17 protein-coding genes are annotated in these 17,985 nt (G+C 65.2%); 4 read left to right on the top strand and 13 right to left on the bottom strand.

Annotated features, from left to right (window positions below; translation table 11 throughout):
* Position 1: 1 nt before the first annotated feature.
* Entirely contained in the window at positions 2 to 1,570 is a 1,569-nt protein-coding gene (locus ACT2BZ_RS16365; protein ID WP_457936186.1) for a trimethylamine methyltransferase family protein, read from the bottom strand.
* A gap of 92 nt (positions 1,571 to 1,662) precedes the next feature.
* Here ACT2BZ_RS16365 and ACT2BZ_RS16360 point away from each other — a divergent pair, with 92 nt between their 5' ends.
* The 3 genes from ACT2BZ_RS16360 (at position 1,663) to ACT2BZ_RS16350 (ending at position 4,763) form a co-directional block, all read left to right on the top strand.
* The gene (locus tag ACT2BZ_RS16360; protein ID WP_457936185.1) at positions 1,663 to 2,562 is read left to right on the top strand and encodes a LysR substrate-binding domain-containing protein; all 900 of its coding nucleotides are present in this window, start codon (positions 1,663 to 1,665) and stop codon (positions 2,560 to 2,562) included.
* A gap of 41 nt (positions 2,563 to 2,603) precedes the next feature.
* Complete coding sequence (mutL, locus tag ACT2BZ_RS16355) at positions 2,604 to 4,448, top strand: DNA mismatch repair endonuclease MutL (RefSeq protein WP_457936184.1); 1,845 nt, start codon at positions 2,604 to 2,606, stop codon at positions 4,446 to 4,448.
* A gap of 84 nt (positions 4,449 to 4,532) precedes the next feature.
* The gene (locus ACT2BZ_RS16350; RefSeq protein ID WP_457936183.1) at positions 4,533 to 4,763 is read left to right on the top strand and encodes a DUF2093 domain-containing protein; all 231 of its coding nucleotides are present in this window, start codon (positions 4,533 to 4,535) and stop codon (positions 4,761 to 4,763) included.
* Positions 4,764 to 4,811: 48 nt separating this feature from the next.
* Here the strand turns inward: ACT2BZ_RS16350 and lpxK are convergent, their stop codons facing one another.
* The 11 genes from lpxK to ACT2BZ_RS16295 form a co-directional block, all read right to left on the bottom strand.
* Positions 4,812 to 5,837 carry a tetraacyldisaccharide 4'-kinase gene (gene lpxK / locus ACT2BZ_RS16345; RefSeq protein WP_457936182.1) on the bottom strand — a complete coding sequence of 342 codons (1,026 nt, stop codon included), beginning with the start codon at positions 5,835 to 5,837 and terminating at the stop codon, positions 4,812 to 4,814.
* A 2-nt stretch (positions 5,838 to 5,839) separates the two neighbouring features.
* Positions 5,840 to 7,156: a lipid IV(A) 3-deoxy-D-manno-octulosonic acid transferase gene (waaA, locus tag ACT2BZ_RS16340; RefSeq protein WP_457936181.1), complete on the bottom strand. Its 1,317-nt coding sequence runs from the start codon at positions 7,154 to 7,156 to the stop codon at positions 5,840 to 5,842.
* The gene (locus tag ACT2BZ_RS16335) at positions 7,153 to 7,938 is read right to left on the bottom strand and encodes a lysophospholipid acyltransferase family protein (protein WP_457936180.1); all 786 of its coding nucleotides are present in this window, start codon (positions 7,936 to 7,938) and stop codon (positions 7,153 to 7,155) included. Before ACT2BZ_RS16335 ends, waaA begins: the two co-directional genes overlap by 4 nt.
* The gene (locus ACT2BZ_RS16330; protein ID WP_457936179.1) at positions 7,938 to 8,189 is read right to left on the bottom strand and encodes a DUF4170 domain-containing protein; all 252 of its coding nucleotides are present in this window, start codon (positions 8,187 to 8,189) and stop codon (positions 7,938 to 7,940) included. Before ACT2BZ_RS16330 ends, ACT2BZ_RS16335 begins: the two co-directional genes overlap by 1 nt.
* Before the next feature lie 76 nt (positions 8,190 to 8,265).
* Positions 8,266 to 9,072, bottom strand: a complete 807-nt coding sequence (locus tag ACT2BZ_RS16325; RefSeq protein ID WP_457936178.1) for a 3'(2'),5'-bisphosphate nucleotidase CysQ — start codon at positions 9,070 to 9,072, stop codon at positions 8,266 to 8,268.
* Positions 9,059 to 10,402: a TldD/PmbA family protein gene (locus tag ACT2BZ_RS16320; RefSeq protein ID WP_457936177.1), complete on the bottom strand. Its 1,344-nt coding sequence runs from the start codon at positions 10,400 to 10,402 to the stop codon at positions 9,059 to 9,061. The genes ACT2BZ_RS16325 and ACT2BZ_RS16320 overlap by 14 nt, the downstream gene beginning before the upstream one ends.
* Before the next feature lie 202 nt (positions 10,403 to 10,604).
* The gene (locus ACT2BZ_RS16315) at positions 10,605 to 11,453 is read right to left on the bottom strand and encodes a patatin-like phospholipase family protein (protein ID WP_457936176.1); all 849 of its coding nucleotides are present in this window, start codon (positions 11,451 to 11,453) and stop codon (positions 10,605 to 10,607) included.
* Positions 11,450 to 12,760 (bottom strand): M16 family metallopeptidase, encoded by a 1,311-nt coding sequence (locus ACT2BZ_RS16310; RefSeq protein ID WP_457936175.1) that lies wholly within the window; start codon positions 12,758 to 12,760, stop codon positions 11,450 to 11,452. Before ACT2BZ_RS16310 ends, ACT2BZ_RS16315 begins: the two co-directional genes overlap by 4 nt.
* A 49-nt stretch (positions 12,761 to 12,809) precedes the next feature.
* Positions 12,810 to 14,183, bottom strand: coding sequence for a M16 family metallopeptidase (locus ACT2BZ_RS16305; protein ID WP_457936174.1), 1,374 nt, complete (start codon positions 14,181 to 14,183; stop codon positions 12,810 to 12,812).
* A gap of 100 nt (positions 14,184 to 14,283) precedes the next feature.
* The gene (rsmD, locus tag ACT2BZ_RS16300; protein ID WP_457936173.1) at positions 14,284 to 14,838 is read right to left on the bottom strand and encodes a 16S rRNA (guanine(966)-N(2))-methyltransferase RsmD; all 555 of its coding nucleotides are present in this window, start codon (positions 14,836 to 14,838) and stop codon (positions 14,284 to 14,286) included.
* Positions 14,819 to 16,657, bottom strand: coding sequence for a pseudouridine synthase (locus tag ACT2BZ_RS16295; RefSeq protein WP_457936172.1), 1,839 nt, complete (start codon positions 16,655 to 16,657; stop codon positions 14,819 to 14,821). The genes rsmD and ACT2BZ_RS16295 overlap by 20 nt, the downstream gene beginning before the upstream one ends.
* A 96-nt stretch (positions 16,658 to 16,753) precedes the next feature.
* On the opposite strand from ACT2BZ_RS16295, the gene ACT2BZ_RS16290 reads away from it, so the two are divergent.
* Complete coding sequence (locus ACT2BZ_RS16290) at positions 16,754 to 17,200, top strand: nucleoside deaminase (RefSeq protein WP_457936171.1); 447 nt, start codon at positions 16,754 to 16,756, stop codon at positions 17,198 to 17,200.
* 1 nt (position 17,201) lies between these two features.
* Here the strand turns inward: ACT2BZ_RS16290 and ACT2BZ_RS16285 are convergent, their stop codons facing one another.
* Positions 17,202 to 17,873, bottom strand: coding sequence for a hypothetical protein (locus ACT2BZ_RS16285; RefSeq protein WP_457936170.1), 672 nt, complete (start codon positions 17,871 to 17,873; stop codon positions 17,202 to 17,204).
* Positions 17,874 to 17,985 lie beyond the last annotated feature (112 nt).

The raw sequence follows: 17,985 nt of genomic DNA, 5'->3' as shown, positions 1-17,985 counted from the left end.
CTCAGTACCAGGAATCTTCCATCGACGCTTTCCTGCGCGCCATGAAGTCCTGCAATGCCTCGTCTGTGGCCTCGTCGAGCGGTGGCGCGACATACTCGGCGAGCGCCTTCTTCCAGCGCCGGTTGGCGCGGATCGCGGCATCTTCCGAGCCGGCCGCCTGCCACTTCTCGAAAGGCTCGTTGTCGGCGATCTCGGAGTCCCAGAAAGCCGTCTCGTAGTTCTCCATCGTATGCGCGCAGCCGAAGAAATGGCTGCCCGGTCCAACCTCCCGGAAGGCTTCGAGCGCCAACTGGTTGTCGTCGAGCTTGATGCCGTCGAGATAGGTGTGCAGCGCACCGCAGAAATCGGCGTCCATCACGAACTTCTCGTAGGACATCGACAGCAGCCCATCGAGGAAGCCCGCAGAATGCAGGATGAAGTTGGCGCCGCAATGGACGGCTGCCAGCATCGACATCGTGCCTTCGTTCATCGCGTGGGCGTCCGGCAGCTTCGAGGTGGTGAAGTTGCCGGAACACCTGAGCGGCAGGTTCAGCCGCCGCGCCAGTTGCCCGATCACCATCGAGCCGATTGCGGGCTCGGGCGTGCCGAAGGTCGGCGATCCGGACCTCAGCGACATCGACGACAGGAAATTGCCGAAGATTACCGGTGCGCCCGGCCGTTCGAGTTGGGTCAGCGCGCAGCCGGCCATGGTCTCGGCGAGCGACTGCGCTATCGCTCCGGCATTGGTAACCGGGCCCATCGCGCCGCCGAGGATGAACGGCACCACGACCGCCGCCTGGTTGGCGCGGGCATAGGCTCGCAGGGCGCTGGTCATGGTCGCATCCCAGACCAGCGGCGAGTTCACGTTGACATTGCCGAGGATCACGCAGTTCTCGTCCACGAAGCTTTCGCCGAAGACGATGCGGGCCATGTCGATAGAATCGTCGGCCCGGTCCTCGGCCGTCACCGAGCCCATGAATCCTCGATCGGAGTACTTGATGTGGCTGTAGACCATGTCGAGGTGGCGCTTGTTGACGGGCACGTCGACCGGCTCACAGATGGTCCCGCCTGAATGGTGCAGCCAGGGCGACGACTGCGCCAGCTTCACGAAGTTGCGGAAGTCCTCGATCGTGCCGTAGCGGCGGCCCTTGTCGATATCCATGACGAAGGGCGATCCGTAGGCCGGCGAGAAGACGACGCTCTTGCCGCCGATCTCGACCGAGGCAGCAGGATTGCGCGCGTGCTGGGTGAAGCTCGCCGGCGCGGTCGTCAGGATTTCGCGCAGCATGCCCGGCTCGAACTTGACGAGGTTGCCGTCAATCCTGCCTCCCGCCCGCTTCCAATGATCGAGAACCACCGGATCGTCGCGGAATTCGATGCCGATCTCGGCCAGAATCCGGTCGGCCGTGGCCTCGATCCGAAGGAGATTTTCTTCCGACAGGATGTCGTAGGTCGGAATGTTGCGGACGATGTAGGGACGGCCGAGCCCCTCCGAGCCGTGCGAGCGCAACTCGCGCCGGGCGATTCGACCGCCTGAGCGTTCGCGCCGCTTTGCAGGCTCGCCTGCGATTTCGGCAGTGGCGGTGTGCATCGGACCCTCCCTCTTGAGCCAGCTACGAAGCTAGTGCCTGCGGGTGACGCTGTGACGCTGGAAAATCCTGATGCTTCATATAAGCTGCACTTATGCAAAGCCTTCGCCACCTGTTGCCGTCGGCCGGAAACCTCATCGTGTTCGAGGCAGCCGGACGGCTTTCCAGTTTCACCGCCGCGGGCAAGGAACTGGGCATGAGCCAGGCAGCCGTGTCCTATTCGATCCGGGGGCTTGAGGAGCAACTCGGCGTCAAGCTGTTCCAGCGCCGCCACCGTCAGGTCTCGCTCACCGAGACCGGCGGGCGATTTCTCACCGATGTGACGCTCGGGCTCTCCCATATCCGCAAGTCGGCCGAAGATATCCGCGGGCGGGCAAGCGGAGCGCACGTAACACTCTCGGCCTCCACCGCCTTCGCCTCCTTCTGGATGATGCCGCGCCTGCAGAAGTTCCGCGACGACCTGCCCGACATCGACCTGCGCATCCAGACCGCGGACCGCGACGTCAACCTGCTCGCCGAGGACATACCGCTCGGGATTCGCGGCGGCGCGCCATCGGACTGGCCCGACTACAACCTGCTGCGGATTGCCGACGAAGAGATCTGCGCCGTCGCCGGACCGAGCTATGTCGCGCGTGCCGGACAGCCATTGACGCCGGCCGATATCGCATCGCATCAGCTGATCCATCTGGAGGAGCCGATCAGGGCGGCTGCGAGCTGGAGGGACTGGTTCCGCTCCGCTGGCATCAGCGGATCCGCAGCCAATCGGGGCCTGCTCATCAACGACTACGTGCTCGTCATCCAGGCCGTGATGGAGGGCCAGGGTATCGGGCTTGGCTGGCGTCATCTGACCGACCGCCTTGTCGCCAGCGGCCTGCTCGTCCAGATCACCGACCACGTCATGCGAACCGGATTCGCCTTCCACGTCGCCTGGCCGAAGAACCGGGAACTCAGCCAGAGCGCCAGGACGGTTCGGGACTGGCTGACTTCCCAGTGAGACGCTGGTCGCCGTCTGGCGAATCCATGTAGAATGCCGCCATGCCCATACGCCAACTCACAGAAACGATGATCAACCAGATCGCCGCCGGCGAGGTAATCGAGCGGCCGGCGAGCGTGGTGAAGGAACTGGTCGAGAACGCGCTCGATGCCGGTGCTTCGCGCGTCGAGATCGCAACGTCCGGCGGCGGGCTCGGCATGATCCGCGTGATCGACGACGGCGGCGGCATTTCCGAGGACGAGCTGGAACTCGCGGTCTCGCGCCATTGCACCTCCAAGCTGTCATCCGACATCCACGATATCCGCTCGCTTGGCTTTCGTGGTGAGGCGCTGCCGTCGATCGGCTCGGTGTCGCGGCTGACCATCCGATCACGCACGAAAGAGGCCGATTCCGCGTCCGAGATTTCGATCGAGGGGGGCGACGTCTCGCCGGCCCGCCCCGCGGCGGCCAACCGCGGCACGTCTGTCGAGGTGAGAGACCTGTTCTACGCAACCCCTGCCCGGCTGAAGTTCATGAAGGGCGAGCGGGCCGAGACCACCGCCATCGGCGACGTCGTCAAACGCATCGCCATTGCCTTCCCCGGCGTTCGCTTCACGCTCTCGGGCAGCGACCGCACGACGCTAGACCTGCCGGCGACCGACGCTACGCCAGACGGCCGGCTGCGGCGCATCGCCCAGGTGATGGGCAAGGAGTTTCCCGAAAACTCGATATCCATTGAGGCCGAGCGCGAGGGCATAGCGCTGTCCGGCCACGTCTCCATTCCTTCCTACACGCGCGCCAACGCGCTGCAGCAATATGCCTATGTCAACGGCCGCCCGGTGCGCGACAAGCTGATTGCCGGCGCCATCCGCGGCGCCTTCATGGATGTCCTGCCGCGCGACCGGCATGCCGTGACTGTGCTGTTTCTGACGCTCGACCCCGCACTGGTGGACGTAAACGTGCACCCGGCCAAGGCGGATGTCCGCTTCCGCGATCCCGGTCTCGTGCGCGGCCTAATCGTCGGCGCGACGCGCCAGGCGCTGGCTGCGGCCGGCATCCGCACGGCCACGACCGGTGCTGCCGGCATGATGGGGGCGTTTCGGCCCGGTGCAGCAGCCTATGCCCATCCGGGACCTGCCAACAGCCACCGCGCCTATGATCCCGACTTCCGGGCCTCCGCGTCGGGCAGCTACAGCCCTGCCCGATCGCCCTTCCGTCCGCTCGATGCGGGGTTCGGCGAAACGGCACAAGCGGTCTTCGACGCAGGTCCTCTGGCAAGCGCGGACGCGAGGGCGGCAAGCACGGAAGCCGAAGCGGCATTGCTCGACCTGGAACTGGGAGCGGCCCGCGCGCAGGTGCACGGCAATTACATCGTCGCGCAGACGCAGGACTCGCTCGTCATCGTCGATCAGCACGCGGCACATGAGCGGCTTGTCTACGAGGCGCTGAAGCAGGCCATCCACTCGCGGCCGGTGCCGGCGCAGATGCTGTTGATCCCGGAGATCATCGACCTGCCGGAAGAAGATGCCGACCGGCTGGCCTCGCATGCCGATACGCTGGCACGCTTTGGCCTTGGCCTTGAACGCTTCGGTCCGGGGGCGGTCGCGGTGCGCGAGACGCCGTCGATGCTCGGCGAAACGAATGTCGGCCAGTTGATCCGCGATCTGGCGGACGAGATCGCCGACAATGACACCACCGAACTGCTCAAGGAACGGCTCGACCGCATCGCCTCCACCATGGCGTGCCACGGCTCCGTCAGATCGGGAAGACTGATGAAGCCCGAGGAGATGAATGCGCTGTTGCGCCAGATGGAGGCGACACCCGGATCGGGCACGTGCAATCACGGCCGCCCGACCTATATTGAGCTCAAGCTCGCCGATATCGAACGTTTGTTCGGCCGCCGGTGACGCGTGGCCACAGACCGGAATACTTGACGGTCGCGGCGATTTGTGGCGGAAGGTAAAGCAGTTGGAGCCAGTCGAGCAGCGCCCATGATGAACAGATTTGAAGGCCCGGGCGCACGCGAAGCCCGCATCCGCTATCTCGATGGCGACTTCCAGGTCACCAGCCCCGGCGTCTTCGTGCGCTGCGCGGTTACCGGCGAGTCCATTCCGCTTGACGAGCTCAAGTACTGGAGCGTCGCGCGCCAGGAGCCGTATCTCAATGCCATTGTTTCGCTGAAGCGGGAAACGGAATCGAACCCGCTGCTGAAGCAGCGCTAGGGTCGGCTTCCCCGGCGACTGCCCTATTTCACAGCGCGGCCCTGCGTGTCAGGCTTGGAGCCGACGCTCGCGCCATGCCGCCACAGTCTCGCTGACGATGCGTTCGGCAGTCTGCTTCGTTTCGAAGACGCAATTGATCTCAAGCACCACCAGGCTTTCGACGAATTCCTGCGGCGCAATGCCGTTATGCAGGCGGATTGCGTCCTTGGCGGTGGTGATCAATTCCAGCCCTGCCGCCCGCGCGGTCGACGACAGTTCACGCAATTCCTCGTTGGAGTAGAAGTGATGGTCAGGGAAGGTTCGCGACATCACCACCTCGCCGCCGACATCCGTAACCGTTCCGAAGAACTTTTCAGGATGGCCGATGCCTGCGAAGGCAAGAAAGCGGCGGTCCTTGTAGGTCTTGGGTTTGCTTGGCCGGATAGCGGCCTCGAAGATCGGTAGCCCGGCGCGAGCTGCCTGCCTGACCACCGCTTCGGAGCCCTTGTCCTCTCCCATCCTGACGATGCCGGTCGCGAAGCGCACCTGCTGGGCGAGATCGGCGCGCAGCGGCCCCGCCGGCAAGACATGGCCGTTGCCCACTCCATAGCGGCCGTCCACGACAATCAGGGCATAGTCCATGTGCAGTTGCGCGCTCTGAAACCCGTCATCCATGATCAGGAAGTCGCAGCCCTTCTCGATGAGCAGGGCCGCTCCCGCGGCGCGATGCGGGGTGACCGCGGTCGGTGCGTGAGCCGCAAGCAGGAGTGGTTCGTCGCCGACCTGCCTGGCGCTGTCATGCTCCCGGTCCACCAGATGGGGTTCGGTGATGCTTCCGCCATGCCCACGCGACAGGAAGCCGGGGCGGAGTTGCATGGACGCGGCCTGCCGGGCCAGCGCGATGGCAAGCGGTGTCTTGCCGGTGCCGCCAACCGTGAAGTTGCCGACGCAAAGCACCGGAACGTCAACTCTTTGACGCTTCGCATTGACCATGCGGCGGCCCGCGAAGAAGCCGTAGATGCGCGACAGGGGATAGAGCCCGTAGGCCCGCCAGTCGGCCTTCTCCCACCAGAAGGGGGGCGCTTCGCTGGCCATCTTCAGTGCGTTCCCGTGTGCCTCAGGCGCGACTTGACGATCAGGGGACGGACATAGGGCTCAAGAGCGCGCAATGTCTTGTCGAGAGCTCCGCGCATGTCTTCGACCGTGGCCACGCCTGCCGCGATCATTTCGCGACGCGCCCGGCCGTCGCCGAGCAGGAAGTTCACTTCGCCGGCCAGCCCGTCGCGGTCTTCGACGATCCGGGCAGCGCCGGCTTCCACCAGCCGTTCATAAGCGTCCCTGAAGTTCTGAACGTTGGGACCGGACAGGACCGCCGTCTCCAGCATGGCCGGCTCAAGCGGATTCTGGCCGCCTTCCATGGTCAGCGAGCGCCCGACAAAGGCAATGTCGGCCAGGCGCAGATAAAGCCCCATCTCGCCGATGGTATCGCCGAGCAGAATGTCGGTGTCGGAGCGCACCCTTTCGCCGGAGCTGCGCAGCACCACCTTCAACCCCATGGCCGCGAATTCCACCGCGAGTGCAAGCGCCCGGTCGGGATGGCGCGGCACGATGATGCTGAGCAGGCCCAGATGATGCGGCCGCAGCATGGCGTGCACCTCGGCGGCCATCGTTTCCTCGCCGTCATGGGTTGAGACGGCCGCCCAGCTCGGCCGAAGCCCGATTTGCCGGCGCAACGCATGCAGCTCGTGTTCGTTGACCGGCGGCGGGTTGGTATCGACCTTGAGATTGCCCGACACTGTGACCGGGCGCGCGCCAAGCGCCTGGAAGCGCTCCGCGTCGACCTCCGACTGGGCGACGACATGAGCCATGTTCTCGAACAGGGCCTCAGACAGGTCGGGCCATCGGCGCCACATCGAGAACGACCTGTCCGAAAGGCGGCCGTTAACGAGCACCTGAGGCACGCGGCGCAGGCCGAGCTCCAGTATCGTCATTGGCCAGATTTCGGACTCCGCCATGATGGCGAGGTCGGGTTGCCAGTGGTTGAGGAAGCGCGAGATCGCCGGCTTCAGGTCCAGCGGCACGAATTGGTGGATGACGCGGTCGCCAAGCCGGTCGTCTGCGACCTGGGCGGAAGTCACCGTGCCCGTGGTCAGGACAACGTTGACGCCATAGTCTAGGATGCTGTCGATGAGAGGGATGATGGCGACCGTTTCGCCAACGCTGGCGGCATGCGCCCAGATGACCGGTCCCTCGGGGCGCGGCCTACCGGCAAGGCCGGAGCGCTCGCGGCGCCGGTTACGGTCTTCCTTGCCCTTGGTGGCGCGCCAGACGACGTAGGGGCCGACGAGCGGAAAGGCTGCCGAGCCTGCAAGCCGGTACGCCGACAGCAGCATGCGCGCCCATCTTTCGCTCATCGCACACCGTCAACGAGAGCGTAGGCACGGTCCGTGGCGAGGTTGAGAGCCGCGGTCAGTTCCTGGCGCTTGCTTTCCATCTCGGTTTCGCTGGCATCCTTGTCGACATGAATGATCGGGCTGACCGCCACGGCCCTGCGGCCGAACGGTAGGCTGATCGTCGTCTTGTCCCAGGTCCTGTCGAGAACCTTTCGGCGGCTCGTAGCGATGGCGCCAGCGATGATGGGACGTCCCGAAAGCTTGGCGAGCAGAATGATGCCCATTCCGGCGTCACGCGGCTTGCCATTAGGGATGTCGGCGATCATGGCAACGTTGCTGCCATCCTCTAACGCCTTTTTCAGGGCAATCAGCGCCTGTGCGCCACCTTTATCCTGGTGCCGACCGCCATTGCGTCCGCCAGACCCTCGCACCGCCCTGATACCGAACTTCTCGATCACCTTGGCGTTCATCTCGGCATCGGCGCTGCGCGACACCATGGCCACGAGCTTGCGCTTGCTCGGATAGATGGCCGGCGCAAGCAGATGCTGACCGTGCCAGAGAGCGATGATGCAGGGTTCGTAGTCCCCGTCGGCGCTCGTCAACTCGGCAGATTCCTTGACCGGCGGATTGGTGATCCGGATCACGCGCATCGCCTGGGCGAAGAGCGACGTCAGAATTCCCTTGGCCAGGCGTGACTGAGCGAGCGGCCCGCGAATGCGCACCCATAGCGCCTTTGCCCCGCGCTGGGGCTTTCGCCTGGCCGCCATGCGCTGGGCCAGTTGTGCCGCCAAACGTTCATCCATCAGGCCGGACCGGTGTCCTTCTGGCCTGGCTCCAGTAGCCTGTGCAGATGGACTACGAAGTAACGCATATGAGCGTTGTCGACGCTGGACTGGGCCTTGGCTTTCCAGGCTGCCTGCGCGGTGCGGTAGTTCGGGTAGATACCGACGATATCCAGCGCATCGAGATCGCGGAACTCGGTTCCGGAAAGGTCCTTCAGCTCTCCGCCGAAGACAAGATGCAGGAGTTGCGGGCTTCCGTCTTCCTCGGACATGGTGCTTCCTGACTATTTCGTGTTGCCGACTGTCTAGTCGAAATCGCCGCCGTTTCAACTCATTTCGAGAACAGGCTCAGCCGTGCTGGCGATCTATGACTTCTACCATGGCTGCAAGCAGTTCGCCCCTGCCCGCCACGAGTGCGCCATGGCGGATCTCCGCGCCGGCATATGTCGGACCGCGGCCGCGTGCATCCACCAGCCGACCGCCGGCTTCGCTAAGGATCAAGTCGGCAGCGGCCAGGTCCCAGTCATGCGAGTTCGGCTTGACGAATGTGGCGTCGAGACTGCCGTCTGCAACCATCGCCAGCCGGTAGGCGAGCGATGGAACATGGGCCGCCCGGCTGGCGCGGCCATGCCACTCGACAGGCAGGGCGTCGAAGAAATCGCGCGGACCGCCTATGTTGAGCGATCGCGGCTCGCCGCCAGCCGCCAGGCGCATGCCGTTCTTGAACGAACCTCCACCCTGCATCGCCTCGAATGTCTCCTCGCGGGCCGGGCATTCAAGCACGCCTGCAAGTGAAATGCCCTGTTCGACGACCGCCAGCGACACGCACCATGCGGAACTTCCGGCCAGGAAACCACGGGTTCCGTCGATCGGATCGACGACGAAAGTGCGGCGCGCCGACAACCGGGCCGTGCCGTCCACGGTCTCTTCCGAAAGCCAGCCGTAATCGGGCCGGGCAGCAAGAAGGGTCTCGCGCAGGAAGGCATCGACAGCGTAGTCGGCTTCGCTGACCGGCGAGGCTCCGCTCTTCATCCAGACTTCGTTGTCGCTGTTAAAGTAGCGCAGGGCGATACGGCCCGCCTGCTGCGCGGCATCGACGAGCAGCTTCAGATCGGCGACATGGTCGGTCGCCCGCAGGTCGTCAACTGCCGGCAAGGGTCATCCCCTCGATCAGCAGGGTCGGGCTGGCAGTACCGAAATTGCGGTCGAGATCGTTTGCAGGAATCATTCTCAGGAACATGTCCTTGAGATTGGACGCAATCGTGACCTCCGAAACCGGATAGGCGATTTCGCCGTTTTCGATCCAGAAGCCCGAGGCGCCGCGACTGTATTCGCCAGTCACCATGTCCACGCCCTGGCCGAAGACCTCCGTCACGTAGAAGCCGGACTTCAGTGAGGCAATCAGGTCCTCCGGCGTACGCTCGCCGGCCTCGATGGCGAAATTGGTCGACGTCGGCGAAACGGAGGTGCCGGCGCGAGCGCCTCGGCCATTCGTCTGAAGTCCAAGTTCGCGCGCGACAGAGGTCGACAGCAACCAATGGTTCAGCACGCCCTGGTCGACCATCAGAAGCTTCTCGCCCGGCACGCCCTCGCCGTCGAAAGGCCGCGACGCCTGGCCGCGCATGCGCATCGGCTCGTCGGTCACGGTGATGCCGGCGGAAGCGATCTGCTTGCCCATCTTGTCGCGCAGGAAACTGGTCTTGCGCGCCACGGAGGCGCCGTTGATCGCACCCGAAAGGTGCCCCGCGATACCGCGCGCCACGCGCGGATCGAAGACAACATCGACCGGTCCGGTCCGGGCCTTGCGGGCATTGAGGCGCTTTACCGCCCGTTCGCCGGCCTTTCGGCCGATCGTCTCGGGCGCCTCGAGGTCGGCGAAATGCAGGCGCGACGAATAATCGTAGTCGCGCTCCATCGCTGTCCCCTCGCCGGCAATCACGCTTGCCGAGCGGCCGAAACGCGTGCCGAAATAGTGACCGAGGAAACCGTTCGACGTGGCAAGAACCATGCCGCCCATGCCGGCGCTCGCGCCGCTTCCGCTCGAATTGCTGACACCCTCGACCGCAAGGGCTGCCTCCTCGGCAGCCAGCGCAGTCTCGCGCAGCTGGTCCGCCGTGACCTCGGTCGGATCGAACAGGTCGAGGTCGCGCACGTCGCCGGCAAGCAGCGCCGCGTCCGCCAGTGCCTGGAAGGGATCCTCGGGCGACACTTTCGCCATGGCGACCGCGCGTTCGGCCAGTGCGGCAGGATCGGACGAAGCCGTCGCGGAGACGCTGGCGACCCGGCGACCGACGAAAACGCGCAGCGAGACGTCGTCGCCCTCCGACGCTTCGGTGCTTTCAACCTTGCCGAGCCTGACCGAGACACTCGTCGAACGCCCGCGTACGGCAACGGCATCGGCAGCATCGGCACCGGCTTTGCGCGCCGCTTCCACGAGGGCTGCGACGCGATCGGTAAGCTGTGCGGCGTCGGGTGCGGCCTTCATGTAATCTTCCTGATCTGGCGTGCAAGGATGGGCATGTCTTCTGCACCATCTATTGTCCCGGTCCGCCTTGTGCAATGGCCGCCGGCCGTAGATGCGGCCGCTTTTCGCCTGCCTGCAGGAGAGGCAACGTATTCGCGGACACGTTCTCGATGGCCAAGACTGCTCCAAGACCGACCCTCCGCCGCTGGCGCGGGGCCAGGATTCAGAGAGCCTTTTCCTTGCTGCGCCAGGCAGCATCGACAGCCCGCTTGGTTTCTTCCTTGATCGAGGCGGTCTGTGCCAGCACGGCGTCGATCTTGAGGAAATCCAGTGCCCGGAAATTTGAAACCGGTGGACGCAGCAGGATATCCGGGCGCGTCATCTTCAACTTGGCCGCGGTGATCGACTGCATCATCAACTGGGTTGCACCGAACATCAGTTCGATCGAGTTCGGCCGGTTGCGACCATCATCCTGGGGCGCGCCCACGACATCTATGCCGATGACGATATCCGCCTTCGCGTGCAGCAGGTCGAAGGGGACCGGATTGTATATGCCGCCGTCGATCAGCAGCCGACCGTCGCGGACGACCGGGCGGAAAACGGCGGGGATCGCCGCTGACGCGGCAATCGCCGAGCGCAGGTCGCCCGTGTCGAGAACGGCAAGGTGATGGCCGTAATAGTCTGTCGCGGTCACCTGCAGCGGAATGCCGAGATCCTCGAAGTCCTTAGGGATATCGGGAGGAAGAAAGGCGTCGAGGATGCGCTCGATGCTGAACTGGCTGAAGCGCAACCCGCCCGCCAAGGCCTCTGCCATGCTGCCTGGCCGCGCGCGCCACATCCGGCCTGCCACCTCGGTGCGACGCGACAGGACGGATCGGCAGAAATCGTGAATTTCCCTGCCGGTCATGCCCGACGCCACGCCGGCACCCATGATGGCGCCGATGGACGAGCCTGCCAGCGCCACCGGCCGGATGCCGAGATCATCCAGCGCCTCTATGACATGGATATGGGCGAGGCCGCGTGCGCCGCCTCCCCCGAATGCTACGGCAAAGCTCGGCCCGCCGGGTTTCACCCCTTGCTCCCGTCTGCGAGCGGAGGACCGACGACGAGGACCGAGGGCTGCGCGGTGAGCAGCTTGCGCGCCGCCGCCTTGACCTCGTCGAGCGTCACATCGTTGATCAGCGCCACGCGCTCCTGGATGTAGTCGATGCCAAGGCCGTCCATCTGCAGCGCAAGCAGCGTGCTGGCGATGGCGCCGGACGAATTCAGAGCGTTGAGCGCATAGGATCCGATGATGAACTTCTTGGCAGCCGCAAGTTCCTCGGCGGTCGGTCCCTCCTGCGCCATGCGCTGAATGACGTCGCGCATGACCTCCAGCGTTTCGGCCGCGCGATCCGAGCGCGTTGCGGTCTGGATGACCAGTCCCGACGCATGATCGTGCGTAACAAGCGAGGAAGTCGCACCATAGGCCAGCCCGCGCTTCTCGCGCACCTCTTCGAACAGGCGCGAGCTGAACGTCCCGCCACCGAGAATGTGGTTCATCAGATAGGCGGCGAAGAAATCGGGCGCATCGCGGGCGACACCCGGAAAGGCAAGCTGCAGCGAGGTCTGCGGCAGGTCATAGTCGACGGACACATCCTGCCCCAGCTTCCAGTCAACGTCGGCGACAGGCTTCAGGGAGGGCTTCTCGGGCAGGTTGCCGAACACCTTGTCGAGCTGCGACTTGACGGTCGCAGCGTCGATGGCGCCGACGATGGCGACATGCAGCTTCTCGCGCGCGAAAACCGCCTTGTGATAGGCGTGCAGATCGTCCGCCGAAATCGCCGACAGCGATTTCTCCGTGCCCTCGTCCGGGCGGGCGTAAGGGTGGTCGCCGTAGAGCGCCTCGCTCCACTTGGTGCGGGCGGCCGTCTCGGGATCACGCTGGCCGGCGACAATGCCCGAAATCATCTGTGCGCGGATGCGGGCGATCGGCGCCGCATCGAAGCGGGGCTGCTCCACCGCCAGCCGGAGCAGGTCAAATGCCTCCTCCTTGTTCTCCGCCAGCATGCGCATCGAGCCAGAAACGGCATCGCGTCCTGCGTTGAAGCGCATCTCCGCCCCGGCATCGTCCAGCCTCACCTGGAAAGCCTCGCTGTCGAGGTCGCCGGCACCTTCGTCGAACAGGCCGGTCATCAGTTCGGCAAGACCTTCCTTGCCGGCCGGGTCCTGCGCGCTGCCCCCCTCGAAGGCGAAATTGATCGCAACGATCGGAACCGAATAGTTCTCGACCAGCCAGGCGGTGACGCCCGAATCGCTCGTCACCTTCTGGATTTTGACCTCGCCGCTGGCTGGCACGGCGGCTGCGGCCAACAGCATGACCGAGAAAAGTATGGCCATCAAAAGCCGAGTCTTCGCAAACGCTTGCATCATCGTGTTCATGCGATTCCTAGTTCTGTACCGGCTCGGAGGGCAGCAGGTAGCCCGTCACGGAATGGTTGGTGCGAAGGTATTTTGCGGCAACGCGCTGAACCTGGTCTGCGGTAACGGCACGGATCCGGTCGGGCCATTTCTCGACATCCTCGACAGTTCCTCCGGTGGCGAGCGTCGACCCGTAGATGTTGGCCATCGAGTCCTGGTCGTCGCGGGCGAAGATCATCGAGCGGATGAAGCGGTTCTTGGCGCTTTCGAGCTCCTTGTCGGAGATGCCGTTCCTGACGATGCTGTCGATCTCGGCGTCGATTTCCTTCTCGACCGCATCGAGCTTGGATGTGCCGCGCGGCGCGCCGTAGACGGTGAAGTTCGACATGTCGAGCTTGGAGCCGGCGTAATAGGCGCCGGCCGAGGACGCGACACCAGTCTTGACCACCAGCGCCTGGTAGATCCGGCTGCGCGTACCCCCGCCCAGCACCTCCGACAAGAGATCGAGCGCCTCCGCCTCGCCGGGTTCGGCCGTGTGATAGGACGGCACCAGCCAGGAGCGCGAGAAGCTGGGCACCGACACGCGGGGGTCCGACAGGGTAACGGTGCGGCTGGTGTTCTGCTCGGGTTCGTCGGGCCTCACGCGCGGCGGCAGTTCCGGACCGCGCGCCACCTTTCCATAGGTTGCCTCGGCGAGCTTGCGCACCTCGTCCGCCTGGACGTCGCCGGCGACGACGAGGATGGCATTATTTGGCGCGTAGTAGCGGTCGTAGAAGGCCACCGCGTCGACCCGGTTGAGCTTCTCGATCTCGTGCATCCAGCCGATCACCGGGATGCGGTAGGGATGGTTCTGGTAGAGCGTGGCGTCCACCTCCTCGCCAAGCAGTGACTGCGGGCTGTTCTCGATGCGCGAGCGCCGCTCTTCCAGGATGACGTCACGCTCCGGCCCGATGACTGCGTCCGTCAGGATCAGGTTGCGCATCCGGTCGGCCTCGAATTCCATCATGGTGCCGAGCGCCTCGGGAGGGACCGTCTGGTAGTAGGCCGTATAGTCGTCGGTCGTGAAGGCATTCTCGCTGCCGCCGATTTCCGCGATCTTCGCGCCGAATTCGCCTGCCTTGTGGTTGGTGGTGCCCTTGAACATCAGGTGCTCGAAGAAATGGGCGATGCCCGACTTGCCCGGCGGCTCGTCGGCGCTGCCGATCCTGTACCAGACCATGTGCGTGACGATCGGGGCGCGATGGTCGGGAATGACCACCACCTGCATGCCGTTGTCGAGCGTGAAGCTGGTGATCGGATCGGGCGCGGCCGAATCGGAAGCGGCAGCGGCAGGTGCGACTGTTAGGACAAGCAGGCACAGAGCCAGCCAGACATTGCGGATGGAAAGAACGTGACGGCTCATCAAAGACTCCAGGCGGCCCGTACAGGACGGGTTCTGCCTTATGCACCCCGAACGCGGCCCGGCGTAAGTGAATTGTTTGTCATCTTCCGGGCGTTGCCGGCTAGGCGACGCCGAGAAACCTGATCAGCGTGTCGCCGTAGGCGCGCTCGTCGAGGACGGTGAAACCTTCCACCGGCGCAAATGGTGCAGACGCAGCTTCCTCGACCACGCACAGCGCGCCGGGCAGCAGCCAGACGCCATTCAGTGCCGATACCAAGGCCGCCTCGCCCAATCCCTTTCCATAGGGAGGATCGGCAAAGACGAGGCCGCACCGCGGCACCGTTCCGGCATCGCCCAGCCGAGTCGCGTCGCGGCGAAACACCTTGGTGCGGCCCTGCAGGCCGAAAGCCTCGACATTGGTGCGGATCAGGCCGCGACCCTCGGCAGATTCCTCGATGAAGAGACAGTTGGCCGCCCCGCGCGACAGGGCCTCGAGGCCCAGCGCTCCAGTGCCGGCGAAAAGGTCGAGAACCTGTGCGCCGGCGAGCTTCTCCGGAAACCGGTGCGCAAGGACGTTGAAGAGGGCCTCGCGGGTGCGATCCGTGGTGGGGCGGATGGACTGAGTGCGCGGCGTGGCCAGAGTCCGGCCGCGAAACTCACCGCCGACGATCCGCATTCCTGCCCCCGCTGCGAGGTCCCTTCGACGGTCCGTCGCCGCCTCTTGGGCGATCGCCCCCGGGCTTGTCGTTGCGTGTCTTGCCGAAGGCCGGCTTGCCGCCAGGCTTGCCGTACGTCTTCTTGGCGGCCCGCTTTGCTTCCACCTCGGCCTTTTCGGCCGCTGCACGCCCGGTGCCGATCGGGCGCGCGCCGGGCGCCATCCAGACATTGGCCTTGCGCTGGCTCGGCGGGTCGATCGGCTTCTGTTCGCGCTCGGGCCTGCCGCCGGCGCGGGGCTTGGCTCCCGGCTTGGCGGCGAAAGTCGCGTTGCGGTCAGGCCGGTCGCCAAACTTGCGGGGACCGTCGGGCCGTTCGCCACGCTCCAGTTTCGGACGCTCCGGGCGCTCGCCGCGTTCAAACTTGGGCTTGTCGGGACGCGTGGAGAGCTTGCCCAGCGCCTCGTCGCGGCTGTTTTCGCGGCGCTTGCGGTTCTTGATCAGACCGCCCTCGGACATGCGGCTGCCGATGCCATCGCGTGCCGGCTTCGGGCGCTCGGGCATTTCCTCCCTGGGAGCCGGCGTGCGCTTGACGGGCTCGTTGGAGAAGGTGTTGACGATCGGCGCCTCGAAATTGGCGCCGGATTCCTCGATCAACCGCTCACCAAGCTGCTCGCGCAGGAGCTTTCCCTTGACCTCCTGCACGTGGCCTTCGGGAAGATCGCCGAGCTGGAACGGGCCGTAAGACATGCGGATCAGCCGCGTCACTTCGAGCCCCAGCGCGCCGAGGATGTTCTTCACCTCGCGGTTCTTGCCCTCGCGCAGGCCGATCGTCATCCAGGCATTGGTCCCCTGCTCGCGGTCGAGCGTCGCCTCGATCGAGCCGTAGAATACGCCGTCGACGGCCATGCCGTCCTTCAGGCCGGGCAGCATCTTCTCGTCGACCTTGCCGTGCACGCGCACGCGGTAGCGCCGCAGCCAGCCGGTCGCTGGCAGTTCCAGCACGCGCGACAGGCCGCCGTCATTGGTCAGCAGCAACAGTCCCTCTGTGTTGATGTCGAGCCGGCCGACCGTCATCAGGCGCGGCAACTCGGCCGGCAGCACGTCGAAGACTGTCTTGCGGCCCTCGGGGTCGCGGTTGGTGGTCACGACACCGGCAGGCTTGTGGAACAGGAACAGCCTGGTCCGCTCGATCGCCGGGATCGCGGTGCCATCGACCTCGATCTCATCCTCGGGAAGGACATTGAAGGCCGGCGAGGCGAGCTTCTGCCCGTTGACCCGCACGCGGCCGGCCGCAATCAGATCCTCGGCGTCGCGCCGGGAAGCAATTCCCGCGCGTGCGAGGCGCTTGGCGATCCGCTCGCCCGGCACTTCCTCCCCGGCTTCCGCCGGCTTGCGGAACGGCCTCTTTGCCACCTCGTCATGGCTCTTGGTGCCATAGGAGCGGCGCTGGCCCTCATGGCTCTTCATGCCGGCAGAGCGCGGGGCACTGTCCCGCTTCTGGAATCGGTTGCCGCCATCGGCACGGTCAGCACCGGGCGCTCGGTCCGGGCCGCTGCGTTCGCGCTTCTCATACGGCTTGCGTTCCGGCCGGGGACCAGCCTTGAAGTCGGGCCGCTCGGAGCGCCCCTCGCCGCCATCGCGCGGCCCGTCGTCACGCTTGAAGTCGCGCTTGGGACCGGAAGCCGAGGCTCCCTCCGCGCGCTTTGCGAATGGCTTCTTCGGGCCGTCGGCCCGGTAGGGCTTGCCGGTACCGCTTCTTGGCGCGTCGCCGCTGCGCGCCGGGCGTCCGGCTGGTTTGCCGCCGGGATTGCGGGTCGGCTTTTTTCGGTCGTCGTTCATGTGGCTTTTGCCCCTTTGGGCGGCTAGATAACAGGATCGTTTCTGGCTTGCGAGGAAATTGAGTTTGAACCTGACCGGTCGTCGCGGATATCCGGCTTGAATCGCCCGGACTTTATGACCGAGGCCCTTTCCGAGGCCGAAGCGGCCGGCGCTCGCGGCGAGGTGCCCATCGGCGCAATCATCGTGCAGGGCGGCGAGATCATCGCCCGCGCCGGCAACCGGACCCGCGAACTTCCCGATTCGACCGCACATGCCGAGATGCTGGTCATTCGCGAGGCGTCGCAACGCCTGTCTGCCGAACGCCTCGGGGAGTGCGACCTCTACGTGACGCTCGAGCCCTGCACCATGTGTGCCGCCGCCATCTCATTCGCCCGAATCCGGCGCCTCTATTTCGGCGCTGCGGACCCCAAGGGCGGTGCGGTCATCAGCGGCGTAAGCTTCTTCTCGTCCCCGACCTGCCATCATGCGCCGGAGGTCTATCCCGGCATCGGCGAGATCGGTTCGTCTGAGCTTCTGAAGCGGTTTTTTCGCGAAAGACGCTAGGTCAGAGCCACGGCACGAGGTCGCGCCAGCTCTTGTCGCCCTTGCGCTTGGCGGCCGCCTTGAGGCGCCGTTCCTTGGTGTACTCGTCTTCGCCGAGTTCATCGACAGGCGCAGTTTCGGCCGGCAGGCGATATTCAAGCGGCGGTTCGGTCAGCGTCCGGCGCACCGTCGGGTTGCCCTGCGTGGACGCAGCAAGCTGCTGCTTCGCCTTCTTCGTATCCGCCTTCGGGCCGTTGCCGCGCCCGACGCCGGAGTCAGCCGCGCGGTCATTGGCTTTCGTGGACGAACTGGCCGCGCCGCTGATGTCGTTGATGACCTCGGGCTCGAATCCGGGATTGTCGCGGTTTTCGGTTGCATTGGCGCGGATGCGCGCGCGCTTTTCCTCAGGCGATTCCGGCCACACTTCGGCGGAAGCGGTGACGATGTTCTCCTGCGGCGGCGGAAGGTCCGTCGTCGGCGTGGTCGGCTTCACCAGTTCGGGGCGCGGCTTGTACTCGGAGAAACGCCCACCCTTCGGCTTCAGCGAGAACATGCCGGTCAAGTCGGTCGTGAGCTGTTCGGTCGAGGTCTTGTCGGTACCGTAGGTCGGCGAACTGACGCAGCCCGACACCAGCAGGCCGCAAGCGGCCAAAGGTGCCGTTATCGCCGCGCAGGCGCGAAATTTTCCAGTCATATAAGCCAGTCCCACTGCAGCCCGCCCATTCGTCGGCCCGGATCGCTCCGGATCGTGCGCTCCGACCATATCCGACGGAAATCCGGCGACAATTTGTCTATCGGAGTCTGCC

This window comes from Mesorhizobium sp. 10J20-29 (assembly GCF_054130485.1).
Note: the sequence above shows the minus strand (reverse complement) of the source record. Positions and strands in the feature narration are given on the sequence as shown.